Raw genomic sequence first — 12,447 nt, 5'->3', positions numbered from 1 at the left:
ATTTTTTAGGTGGTAGCTAATTTTGAATACGGACTTCAACCACTACTATCAGCGGGTTCGCGCTAAACAGAAACGTGAAACGTTGATTTGGTCATTGACGCTGGTCATTATATATCTTGGTGCGGGAAGTGTTGCTGAGTTTAATTTACATACTGTTTTTATTTCTATTCCGCATTTTTTTGATTATCTGGTTGAAACTATCCCCGTACTCCATTGGCATAAAATATTGGCGGATGGTCATACGGAAGGCTCGTTAGCTTATTGGGGCTATCGTCTGCCGATTCAGTTACCGCTAATCTGGGAAACACTGCAATTGGCTGTGGCGTCCACAATTTTGTCGGTAATGGTTGCCATTATTCTGGCTTTTTTGGCGGCGAATAATACTCAAAGTCCATCATGGTTGAGATTATCTATCCGGACCTTTGTCGCCTTTTTACGCACGATGCCAGAATTAGCATGGGCAGTAATGTTTGTCATGGCTTTTGGAATTGGGGCTATTCCCGGTTTTTTAGCGCTGGCCTTACACACTATTGGCAGCTTAACCAAGTTGTTTTACGAATCATTGGAAACCGCATCTGATAAACCTGTTCGCGGCCTCGCTGCTTGTGGGGCAGGTAAATTGCAACGGATGCGCTTTGCACTTTGGCCGCAAGTAAAACCCATATTTCTTTCTTATAGTTTTATGCGGCTGGAAATTAATTTTCGTCAATCGACTATTTTGGGTTTGGTGGGCGCGGGGGGTATCGGTCAGGAGTTAATGACCTCAATAAAATTGGACCGCTATGATCAGGTGAGTATGACACTACTGCTGATTATTATCGTGGTTTCGCTGTTAGATTACACATCCGGCAAATTACGCAAGCGAGTTGTGGAAGGGGGGTCATAATGCTAAATAATAATTTAACCGCAGAGCAGCTTTTTACACTGAAGCAACAGCATCCGCAGATTTTCTTACAACAAAAACGCTACATCAGATGGGTTACTATCATTGGGGTAGCTATTTTTTTATATTACCTTTTTTTCTTTAAAACCTTTGGCATTCCCTGGCCGGCATTTGTTAATGGTAGCCAGCAAATAAGTCGATATTTTTTGCGCATGTTTGTTTGGCATGACTTCGTCAATTGGCCATTTAGATATTACTTTGGTCAGATTTTTATTACCTTAGCTATTGTGTTTGCCGGAACACTTACTGCCACTCTGATTGCTTTACCCCTGTCATTTCTGGCGGCGCGAAATGTAATGTCGACACCAAGTTTACGCCTTATTTCATTTATCGTACGACGTTTCTTGGATATTTTTCGTGGTATAGATATGGCGATTTGGGGGCTGATTTTTGTGCGCGCTGTCGGTATGGGGCCACTTGCTGGGGGGTTGGCTATTATTATGCAAGATATGGGCTTGCTCGGTAAACTTTATGCCGAAGGGCATGAAGCGGTAGATAAATTACCTAATCGTGGTTTGACTGCTATGGGAGCTAATGCTTTGCAAAAACAGCGTTTTGGTATTTTCACTCAGTCTTTCCCCACTTTTTTAGCGTTAAGCCTCTATCAGATTGAATCCAATACCCGGTCGGCCGCAGTGTTAGGTTTTGTCGGGGCAGGAGGGATCGGTTTAGTTTATGCCGAGAATATGCGTTTATGGAATTGGGATGTCGTGATGTTTATTACATTAATCATGGTGGTTATTGTCATGATTATGGATAAAATCTCAGCTACTTTACGGAAGAAATATATTATTGGTGAGGAAGTCGCACTTTATCAATCAACCAATAATATTAAATCTAAAGTTTAATATCTATTCTAGTTATTAAGATAAGTGTTTGTTTATGTCTTACCTTAATTTATTTTCTATTGAATAATTACACTTTATGATTCTTTTATTTCTGCTGTGTTTTTATCATCAATCAGATTTACATTGAGAAAATTGACATGGATCTATACAATACTGCCCGCTAGACGTTAAAGAAGATTTTTGTTTTTCTTGCGATATTCGCGCACGTCTAATCTAAATAATAGGAATAGGGCAGTAATATGATCAACAACGATGTGCTCCGCAGTGTTCGCTATATGCTTAACGTAAACGATACCAAGATAACTGAAATCATTAAGCTGGCTGACTTTGACGTGGACAATGCGGATGTCGTTAATTTTCTTAAAAAAGAAGATGAAGCCGGTTATCAGGATTGCCCTGATCTGGTGATGGCACATTTCCTCAATGGCCTGATTTTCTTTAGGCGTGGTAAAGATGACAAGTTCCCGGCACCTGCGGTAGAGCCAGTTATCACTAACAATATCGTGCTAAAAAAACTGCGTGTGGCGTTTGAATTGAAAGACACCGATATGCATGACGTGTTCAACGCTGTCGAGTTTCCAGTATCCAAACCTGAGTTAAATGCTTTGTTCCGTAAAGAAGGCAGTAAAAACTTCCGGCCATGTGGTGATCAGGTATTGCGCTATTTCCTTAAGGGTTTGACATTACGTATACGTGGTCCTAAAAAATAGAAATAATCACGTCGATATAAAAACCTGATGTTGATTACCAGTGAAAAAACAGGAGCGGCAATTTGCTATTCCTGTTTTTTTGTTAATTAACAAGCTAACTTCACTCTATTTTTAAATTAGCACATCTCAGTTAGTCTTTTCTTTATATCTCTCACCTTCTTGCATTGCACTATATGTGCTCGTTTGTTGCGCGTTAATGGTGCAGATAATCGGCTGTATATCAGGCTATTTGGTCGAAATATTTAAAATATTGAATTAAATCATCAAGATATAAAGCTGGCACGGCGATTGCGCAGAGTCATTCAATCTTGTGTGTTTTTACTCAACGACCAGAGGTTAACGCTATGCAACATCGTAACTTAATTAAGGTTTTTGCGCTTTCAGCTTCGGTTGTCAGTTTGGGGGTGGCTTTTGGCACACTGGCCGCTGATACCATTAAAGTAGGTATTTTGCACTCGTTGTCCGGTACGATGGCTATTTCTGAAACTCCCCTGAAAGATATGGCGTTAATGAGTATTGATGATATCAATGCGCACGGTGGAGTATTAGGTAAACAACTTGAACCGGTTATTGTTGACCCAGCATCTAACTGGCCGTTATTTGCTGAAAAAGCACGGCAATTATTAACACAAGATAAAGTCGCTGTTGTTTTCGGGGCCTGGACTTCGGTCTCTCGTAAATCAGTTCTGCCCGTATTTGAAGAGCTTAATGGTTTACTGTTTTACCCGGTACAGTATGAAGGTGAGGAAATGTCACCGAATGTTTTCTATACCGGCGCGGCACCAAATCAGCAAGCTATCCCCGCAGTGGAATATTTATTGAGTGACGATGGTGGTGCAGCGAAGCGCTTTATTCTGTTAGGTACTGATTATGTTTATCCGCGAACAACCAATAAAATTTTACGGGCGTTCCTGCACAGTAAAGGTATTCAGGATAAAGATATCGAGGAGGTTTATACCCCGTTCGGCTATAGCGATTACCAAACGATCGTGAGTAATATTAAAAAGTTCTCAGCCGATGGCAAAACAGCAGTTATCTCCACCATAAATGGTGATTCCAATGTTCCTTTCTACAAAGAATTAGCCAATCAGGGCATTAAAGCCACTGATGTGCCAGTCATTGCTTTCTCCGTGGGTGAAGAAGAACTTCGCGGTATTGATACTAAACCATTAGTGGGTAATCTCGCGGCGTGGAACTACTTCCAATCGGTAGATAACCCAACTAACAAAAAGTTTGTTGAGCAATGGAAAGCTTATGCCAAAGCTCACAAGTTACCGAATGCTGATACCGCTGTTACCAATGATCCGATGGAAGCAACCTGGGTTGGCATGCATATGTGGGCGCAGGCGGTGGAGAAGGCCAAATCAACTGATGTGGATAAAGTGCGTACAGCCATGGCTGGTCAAACCTATCCGGCACCATCCGGTTTTACCTTAACTATGGATAAGACGAATCACCACTTACATAAACCTGTAATGATTGGCGAAATCGAAGCTGATGGGCAGTTCAATGTGGTGTGGCAGACGGATGCCCCTATCCGCGCTCAACCGTGGAGCCCATTTATCGCCGGAAATGACAAAAAACCGGACCATCCAGTGAAAAGCACCCAGTAGTACCGACTTTCCGGAGTCAGTCAGATGTTGCTGCCTCCGGCTCTTTTTTGCCACATATCCGTGATGAGTGGGCCTATGAAATCGTTAATTCCTGTTTGGAGTAGAAAGGCCAATGATTTGCTTAAGGTGATGCTGTGCTTGCTATTAGGCATGTCGACATTTGCAATGGCAGGGCCTGCCCATGATTTTGCTGCGGCTAATCGTTCGCAACAGGCCACGATGTTGCAGCAATGGGCGACAGAACCGGATGCGAGTCGTTTAGCATTATTACAAGCGCTTAAACAAGAAACGTTAGTGATAGACAGTGCTGGGCAGGTTTTCGTCCAGAATCATCAGGTTTTCATCCCCCTTGAGGGGGGGCTGCAACCTACCGGCGTACCGAAGAAGATATGGCTCAACAATCGGTTACGTATTTTGATTGCCAATGCTTTGGCAGCTCAACGGCTGGTGAGTGACGATGCATCTGTGCGCTTAAAAGCGGCAAAGGAATTACAGCAACAGGCGCAAAGTGATCAACTGCCGCTACTTAATCAGCGTTTGAAATTAGAAACTGACAGTAAAGTCAAAGAAGCGTTGAACATTGCACTCGCAAATTTACAACTGACCGACAGCAACCCACAAATACGGTTAAACGCCGTACAACTGTTAGGGCAATCTGGCTCACCGCAGACTCAATCACGGCTGCAAAACTTAACTGATGCCACGGTTGAGCCTGATGCACAAGTGCGTGCGGCAGCGGCCAGTAGTTTAAAGCAGGTGCAAAACCGATTGATGGTGGGAGATGTGATCGGGCAGGTATTTAGCGGGCTGTCGCTGGGATCTATCTTACTGTTGGCCGCGCTGGGATTAGCCATCACTTATGGGTTATTGGGCGTTATTAATATGGCTCATGGCGAGATGCTGATGTTGGGCGCTTACTCCGCCTATTTAGTGCAATCCTTGTTTCAACAACTTGCGCCACATTGGTTGGCACTCTATCCATTGGTCGCTTTGCCGGTTGCTTTCTTTATTACCGCCGGAATTGGCATGGCTTTAGAGCGAACCGTGATTCGACATCTGTACGGCCGCCCACTAGAAACCCTGCTAGCAACCTGGGGGATCAGCTTGATGCTTATTCAGGGGGTACGGATGGTTTTTGGCGCGCAAAATTTGGAAGTGGCTAACCCTGCCTGGCTATCGGGTGGAGTACAACTTTTACCTAATCTGGTTCTACCGTGGAATCGTATTGCCGTTATTGCTTTCGTTGTGATTGTTTTGCTACTCACTTGGTTATTGCTGAATAAAACTCGCCTTGGATTGCAGGTGCGAGCAGTGACACAAAACCGTGCAATGGCCGCGTGTTGCGGGGTAGCAACTGGGAAAGTCGATATGTTGGCCTTTGGGTTAGGGTCTGGTATTGCTGGCTTAGGTGGTGTTGCGCTATCACAGCTTGGGAATGTCGGCCCGGAATTAGGGCAGGGTTATATCATCGACTCTTTCTTAGTGGTGGTACTTGGCGGGGTTGGGCAACTAGCCGGCAGTGTTGTGGCCGCCTTGGGGCTGGGCATGCTCAATAAAATTCTGGAGCCGCAGATTGGTGCAGTGCTAGGCAAGATATTGATTTTAGTGCTGATCATTTTGTTTATTCAAAAACGACCACAAGGTCTGTTTGCCCTCAAGGGCAGGGTGAGTGACTAATGAATCAACCTTTGGCGATAACCTTGGTGAGTAGAGCCCCAACTCTTAGTCTGTCATTAGCCGTTATAGTCACTATTTTACTGATTATTCTTCCTTTTTTGGCATTATTGCCTGCGGATAACCCACTGGCTATCTCGATATATACCTTAACCGTTGTTGGTAAGATTCTGTGTTATGCGGTGGTTGCCATTGCATTAGATCTGGTGTGGGGATATGCCGGATTATTATCCCTCGGTCATGGCTTATTCTTTGCCCTAGGGGGGTATGCCATGGGAATGTACCTGATGCGGCAAGCTTCTGGTGATGGTTTGCCCGCTTTCATGTCTTTTCTCTCATGGTCTGAATTACCGTGGTTTTGGAGTGGTAGCCAATATTTTATTTGGACGTTGTGCTTGATTGTACTGGTACCCGGTTTATTGGCTTTTATTTTTGGTTACTTTGCCTTTCGCTCCAAAATAAAAGGTGTCTACTTTTCCATTATGACTCAGGCATTAACCTACGCTGGCATGTTGTTGTTTTTCCGGAATGAAACTGGTTTTGGTGGGAATAATGGTTTCACCGGTTTTACAACTATGTTGGGTTTTTCGGTATCAGCAACCTCGACACGTATTGCCCTATTTCTGGCAACACTCGCACTACTTATTGCCAGTTTGGCTCTCGGGTTTGCCGTGGCGCGGACCAAATTTGGCCGGATACTGACGGCGGTGCGCGATGCTGAAAATCGCCTGACATTCTGTGGTTATGACCCTAAAGGTTTCAAGCTGTTTATCTGGACATTATCAGCCGTATTGTGTGCTCTGGCGGGGGCGTTATATGTACCGCAGGTTGGCATTATCAATCCCAGTGAAATGTCACCCACGAACTCTATTGAAGCTGCAATTTGGGTTGCGTTAGGTGGTCGCGGTACCTTGATCGGACCGGTGCTCGGGGCTGGCATTGTCAATGGTGCAAAAAGCTGGTTCACCATGGCTATGCCTGAATACTGGCAATTCTTCCTCGGTTTGATCTTTATTTTGGTCACTCTGTTCTTACCTCAAGGGGTCATTGGCTTGCTGAGACGGGGGAAAGACAAATGAGTCGGTTTCAAATTACAGAACAACTGATTTACCCTGAAATGATTACTCAGGAGCCCGGTGCGGTACAACATGCTGCGGATAAGTACCGTCAGCAGCGCGACCCCGTGCTGACTCTGGAAGATATCAACGTCAGTTTTGATGGTTTTCAGGTGTTGAGGAACCTTTCGCTGCAAATAGGCGTAGGGGAACTGCGTTGTATTATCGGCCCAAACGGCGCAGGCAAAACAACACTGATGGATGTCATTACCGGTAAAACTCGCCCGCAGAGTGGCAAGATGATGTACGACCAACACCATGACCTCTCTGTTATGAATACAATTGAAATTGCTCAGGCGGGTATTGGGCGAAAATTCCAAAAACCGACAGTATTTGAAGCGTTGAGCGTGTTCGAAAATCTTGAACTAGCCCAAAAAAGTACCAAAACTGTTTGGGCCAGTTTGCGCGCTAAGTTAAACAGTGAACAGCGGGATCAAATTGATGAAACATTAACCATGCTGCGCCTAAGTAATATGCGTCAGCGGCGCGCAGGTTTGTTATCTCACGGGCAGAAACAGTTTCTTGAAATCGGGATGTTATTAGTACAAGACCCACATTTGCTGTTATTGGATGAGCCAGCCGCAGGGATGACCGATGCTGAAACAGCTTATACCGCCGAGCTGTTTAACCAATTAGCAGGGAAGCATTCATTGATGGTAGTGGAGCACGATATGGGGTTTGTGGAGACCATTGCTGACCATGTTACCGTATTACATCAGGGACAAGTGTTAGCTGAGGGAACACTGACCGAGGTGCAGGCAAATGAGCAGGTGATAGAGGTGTATTTAGGGCGCTGAACCGTTTTTACTTTGCGTTGCATTCCCTCTCATTGGGTTAGCCAAACTTCGGGGATCGCGCTTGATTCACAGCGCTAAGCCGCTTTCTTCTCATATCTCGTTATCTGAGTATTTAAGGATAAAATATGCTGCAAGTGAATGAACTTGATCAATATTATGGTGGAAGCCATATCTTGCGCGGCTTGTCATTCGAGGCTGCCATAGGTGAGGTAACCTGCTTATTGGGCCGTAATGGCGTGGGTAAAACAACATTACTGAAATGCCTGATGGGGCTAGTACCAGCCAAGAACGGTACCATTACCTGGGAGGGTAACGATATTAGCCATCAATCCCCCCATCAGCGCGTCAAAGGAGGGATTGCTTATGTGCCACAAGGGCGGGAAATTTTCCCCCGATTAACAGTAGAAGAGAACATCCTGTTAGGTCTTTCCCGCTTTTCCGGATCACAAAGTCAGGTTGTACCAGAACATATTTATCAACTCTTCCCAGTTTTGCAGGAAATGAAACATCGCCGTGGCGGTGATTTATCGGGCGGACAGCAACAACAACTGGCCATTGGGCGGGCGCTCGCTTGCCAACCTCGGTTGCTCATTCTTGACGAACCCACCGAAGGCATTCAGCCCTCGATTATTAAGGAAATAGGTTTAGTTATCAAGACACTGGCAGCTCAAGGGGATATGGCTATTTTGCTGGTTGAGCAATTTTATGATTTTGCCGCAGAGCTGGCGGATAACTATCTGGTGATGTCCCGCGGCAAAATTGTCCAGCGAGGTCACGGCACCGATATGGAGCTTGAGGGTGTCCGTAGCCTGGTCGCTATTTAAGTCATGTTATGACAGTTGAGTGCTATCGATTGGGAGCGAATCAGAAGCACCCCATTCAGCCCAAGAACCGTCATACAGTGCTACCGAGGGTGCATTGACAGCAGCTAATCCCAGAGCAACCACCGCAGCTGTAACACCTGAGCCACAGCTGGTAATAACAGGTTTGGTTAAATCCACCCCTTGGTCGGCGAAAACAGCTTCCAGTTCTTGTGGTGATTTCAGATTACCATTCTCAACCATACTCCCCCAAGGCACATTAATACTGCCGGGGATGCGACCAAGACGCAATCCAGGACGCGGTTCTGGTTCCTGAGCTTTGAATCTGCCGGCTGGACGAGCATCTAAAATCTGTATTTCATTATTTCCCAGTGCGGCTAAAACCTCATGAACATTTTTGACGGCAGTATCGTTGAATGTTGCGTTGAAGGTTTGAGGTGTTGGGAATGTTGGGCCGCTTTCTAATGCAAAACCTGCCTGTTGCCATCCACTAAAACCACCGGCCAGTATATATACGTTTTTGGCACCGAAGATACGGAGTGTCCACCAGACCCGTGGTGCTGAAAATAGGTTGCCATCATCATAAATGACCAAAGTATGCCGCTCACTAACTCCTAATTGGCCGACCATCTCACTGAATAATTGTGGAGATGGCAACATATGAGGTAAATCGGTGCTGTTATCTGCAATTGCATCAATATCAAAGTAAACAGCTCCGGGAATATGCCCTTGGTCAAACTCGGCCTGAATATCTCTTTTAGGGATTAATCCTGGCGGTGACATTCTGGCATCCAGAATAACGATGTTGGTATCATCAATATGTTCTGCCAGCCATTGTGGTGTAACTAAAAAAGATGAGTTCATAGCAAGTTACCTGTCGAAATTATATAGAAGCAACCTGGTGAGTGCTTCATCGTGGTATTCACTATATAACGAAATCATCGTATTGAAACCCAGAGTTCTCAGTAATGCATATTACTCCGCAAATTTTAAATTTATAGTTTCATTTGCTTCATAAAAAGAATAAATAATTCATTTTATTTTTTTATGATTTCTTTTTGTGAGCTAAGTGTCTTGGTTTACTATTTGTTAATGCAAGATTTCATTGGGATTAGAAAATTAAATGAGTTGCTTCGCAAAAAAAGGCTTTTATTCCAATTTAATCTTGAGTGCGAAATTTTAATTTCGTATAACCGTTAGCAAGTAGAGGCCCTCGTGGGGCCTTAATCATAAATAAGCGAGGGGAGTAGAATGCAAAAAGTTCGAATTGGCCTGATTGGTACCGGTTATATTGGTCGCTGTCATGCTATTGCTTATGCGCAGGTTGCGACTGTCTTTCCTTTAAAGGGTTTGCCTGTATTAGAAATGGTGGCAGAGATCACGCCTGAGTTGGCTCAACAACGGGCTGAAGAATTTGGTTTTTCCCGTTCGACTGCAAATTGGCAAGAATTAGTCTCTGACCCAGCAATTGATGTCGTAGATATTTGTGCGCCAAATTTCTTACACAAAGAAATAGCTCTTGCAGCTATAAGCCACGGTAAGCATGTTTATTCCGAAAAACCGCTGGCTCTTAATGCCGCAGATGCTAAAGAAATGGCCGAGGCAGCACGCGCTAAAGGGGTGAAAACGTTGGTGGGGTTCAACTATATGAAGAACCCAACTAGCCAGCTAGCCCGCGAGATCATTGCCAATGGCGAGATTGGCGATATCGTGCATTTTTATGGCACTCATAATGAAGATTATCTGGCAGATCCGCAAACGCCGTTAGATTGGCACTGCACTAAGGTACAGGCGGGGCTAGGAGCCCTAGGTGATTTAGCCGCACACATTATCAATATGGCCCATTATCTGGTGGGTGATATCACTAATGTATGTGGTGATATGCAGACGGTGATTAAACAGCGGCCTGATCCAAAAAATCCCTCATTGTTACGTGACGTAGAAAATGAAGATCAGGCAAGTGCGCTAGTTCGTTTTGCTAATGGAGCAATGGGGACGATTGAGACTTCACGTATTGCTTGTGGCCGCAAAATGGGTTTGACCTATGTGGTCACCGGAACCAAAGGCACAATCAGTTATTCCCAAGAGCGAATGGCTGAATTGCAACTCTATCGCCACGATGAACCTCAGTCCAGACAAGGGTTTAAAACACTGCTTACAGGGCCACTGCACCCCGACTATGCAGCATTTTGTGTAAGTGCTGGGCATGGTATAGGATTTAACGACCAAAAAACGGTCGAGATCCGTGATTTGATTAACGGAATTGCTGCCGGTGATCGTATGTGGCCAGATTTCGAAGAAGGCTGGAAAGTCTCCAGAGTACTCGATGCTATTGCTGCTTCAGCGGAGGAGCTGTGCTGGATTAATGTAGTTGAAAATTGATATGGCACGTCATAGCTCAACGCTTTTTGAGTTTAGTCAGATCAAAACAGAAGGCGATTATCACATTCTCATATTTACATAGTATTTTAAGTTAGTTAGCAGCAGGGATCATTAAGCTGATACTGGTGAGAATTATGCCAAGTATGAGTCCTCAATATGCCTGCTGCTGATACCAAATCTAATCACCGTGGAGCCGGTGCTGCTTATTATCTTAGCGAGCAACAACGGGCCAGAATAAAACTATTGTCTCGCTCTTGGGTATGGCGGCTGGAATTGCCTACCTGGATATTGATAGGTGTTATTTATACTGGTTGGTTTGTCTGTGTTATTTATTGGCAGCAATTAGGCACAGTGCTGGGAAGCATACTGCTAATATTATTTACCGCGTGGTATATGTCACTACAACATGAGCTGATTCATGGTCATCCAACTCGCTGGCGAGGGGTAAATCAGCTGTTAGGTACTTTGCCACTGGCAGTATGGTATCCCTATGGTCTTTATCGTGACTCCCATATTCAACACCATAAAGATGAAGATCTGACTCATCCTGAAAAAGATCCAGAGTGCTATTATTACACCGCAAAGCAATGGCAACATTTTCCACAATTATTCAAAGGTATTATCCGTATTAGCAATACCTTTTCTGGCCGATTAATTTTGGGACCCGCGTTAGATATCATCACCACCATTCGTAGTGCGATCCGTGCTTTTATTACCGGCGATCGTCCGGCCATCGCAATGTGGTTGATTCATTTTGGTTTACTTGGCTTATTGTTTTACTGGATGGCTGGCTATGGTATTTCGGCTGTCTTTTATATTTTGGTAATTAGCTATCCAGCCCTTAGTTTGACTAAGGTAAGATCCTTTTTTGAGCATCGCGCAGCTGAAAACAGCGCAGCACGTTCTACTCTGAATGAGGCTGCATGGCCATGGCGTCTACTCTTTTTAAACCTCAATTATCATTTGGTTCACCACGATTTACCGGCTATACCCTGGTATGGATTGCGCCGGATTTATCTGGAAAGTCGGGTTCAATATCTGCATCGCAGCGAGCAATTTGTGGTGAATGGCTATACTGAATGGTTAGAAGCATTTGTTTTTACAGCTTTGGAGATAGAAATTCATCCTTTTTACGATAGTGAAATGAAAACTCCGGCTGAGAAAAGGCTGCACACTGTAATTGACAGGGGTGATGGGCATACTGAGTCAGTCTAAAGTGATTTATCAAAGTGAAAATGAAGACATCAAGCCACCAACAACATCGGAGATATTGTTTCCACGCTTCGATATTTTACTGTTGTTATATACAGCTATTTATGTAATCTTAGCAGTCATCCTTTTCGGTAAAGCGCATTTATATACTTAGCTATCATACTGTTATCTATGGAAGTGGCAGGTCAGTTAGGTTAGTCTAACGTCAATAATATATTTAATATCAACTGGTTATTTGGTTTATTTTCGACTAAATCTAATATGGTTGCTGATTTGTTAATGGTTTGGTTTTTCAGCCTTACTGATATGGGTATTTTGCTGACATTAACGAA

General features: G+C 44.3%; 11 protein-coding genes. 10 read left to right on the top strand and 1 reads right to left on the bottom strand.

Features of this window, described 5'->3' with window-relative positions:
* Positions 1 to 22: 22 nt before the first annotated feature.
* The 8 genes from phnE (ACF3VQ_RS14100) to urtE all read left to right on the top strand — a co-directional run bounded on the left by phnE (ACF3VQ_RS14100) (position 23) and on the right by urtE (position 8,524).
* Positions 23 to 886, top strand: coding sequence for a phosphonate ABC transporter, permease protein PhnE (gene phnE, locus ACF3VQ_RS14100; RefSeq protein WP_392431717.1), 864 nt, complete (start codon positions 23 to 25; stop codon positions 884 to 886).
* Positions 886 to 1,791, top strand: a complete 906-nt coding sequence (phnE, locus tag ACF3VQ_RS14095; RefSeq protein WP_392431715.1) for a phosphonate ABC transporter, permease protein PhnE — start codon at positions 886 to 888, stop codon at positions 1,789 to 1,791. Before phnE (ACF3VQ_RS14100) ends, phnE (ACF3VQ_RS14095) begins: the two co-directional genes overlap by 1 nt.
* A 239-nt stretch (positions 1,792 to 2,030) precedes the next feature.
* Positions 2,031 to 2,501 (top strand): DUF1456 family protein, encoded by a 471-nt coding sequence (locus ACF3VQ_RS14090; protein ID WP_032820273.1) that lies wholly within the window; start codon positions 2,031 to 2,033, stop codon positions 2,499 to 2,501.
* A gap of 344 nt (positions 2,502 to 2,845) precedes the next feature.
* Positions 2,846 to 4,114, top strand: coding sequence for an urea ABC transporter substrate-binding protein (urtA, locus tag ACF3VQ_RS14085; protein WP_392431713.1), 1,269 nt, complete (start codon positions 2,846 to 2,848; stop codon positions 4,112 to 4,114).
* 75 nt (positions 4,115 to 4,189) lie between these two features.
* Positions 4,190 to 5,791, top strand: a complete 1,602-nt coding sequence (gene urtB, locus ACF3VQ_RS14080; RefSeq protein WP_392431711.1) for an urea ABC transporter permease subunit UrtB — start codon at positions 4,190 to 4,192, stop codon at positions 5,789 to 5,791.
* Positions 5,791 to 6,867, top strand: a complete 1,077-nt coding sequence (gene urtC / locus ACF3VQ_RS14075) for an urea ABC transporter permease subunit UrtC (protein WP_392431709.1) — start codon at positions 5,791 to 5,793, stop codon at positions 6,865 to 6,867. Before urtB ends, urtC begins: the two co-directional genes overlap by 1 nt.
* Positions 6,864 to 7,700 carry an urea ABC transporter ATP-binding protein UrtD gene (gene urtD / locus ACF3VQ_RS14070; protein ID WP_392431707.1) on the top strand — a complete coding sequence of 279 codons (837 nt, stop codon included), beginning with the start codon at positions 6,864 to 6,866 and terminating at the stop codon, positions 7,698 to 7,700. The genes urtC and urtD overlap by 4 nt, the downstream gene beginning before the upstream one ends.
* A gap of 125 nt (positions 7,701 to 7,825) precedes the next feature.
* Complete coding sequence (gene urtE / locus ACF3VQ_RS14065) at positions 7,826 to 8,524, top strand: urea ABC transporter ATP-binding subunit UrtE (protein WP_392431705.1); 699 nt, start codon at positions 7,826 to 7,828, stop codon at positions 8,522 to 8,524.
* A gap of 6 nt (positions 8,525 to 8,530) precedes the next feature.
* Here the strand turns inward: urtE and sseA are convergent, their stop codons facing one another.
* Entirely contained in the window at positions 8,531 to 9,385 is an 855-nt protein-coding gene (sseA, locus tag ACF3VQ_RS14060; RefSeq protein ID WP_392431703.1) for a 3-mercaptopyruvate sulfurtransferase, read from the bottom strand.
* A 387-nt stretch (positions 9,386 to 9,772) separates the two neighbouring features.
* Between sseA and ACF3VQ_RS14055 the strand changes: the two genes are divergently transcribed.
* Both ACF3VQ_RS14055 and ACF3VQ_RS14050 read left to right on the top strand, forming a co-directional pair.
* Positions 9,773 to 10,903: a Gfo/Idh/MocA family protein gene (locus ACF3VQ_RS14055; RefSeq protein ID WP_392431701.1), complete on the top strand. Its 1,131-nt coding sequence runs from the start codon at positions 9,773 to 9,775 to the stop codon at positions 10,901 to 10,903.
* A gap of 156 nt (positions 10,904 to 11,059) precedes the next feature.
* Positions 11,060 to 12,118, top strand: a complete 1,059-nt coding sequence (locus ACF3VQ_RS14050) for a fatty acid desaturase (protein ID WP_392431699.1) — start codon at positions 11,060 to 11,062, stop codon at positions 12,116 to 12,118.
* Positions 12,119 to 12,447: the final 329 nt, after the last annotated feature.

Source organism: Yersinia fenwicki, from assembly GCF_043099325.1.
Lineage (GTDB): Bacteria > Pseudomonadota > Gammaproteobacteria > Enterobacterales > Enterobacteriaceae > Yersinia.
Note: the sequence above shows the minus strand (reverse complement) of the source record. Positions and strands in the feature narration are given on the sequence as shown.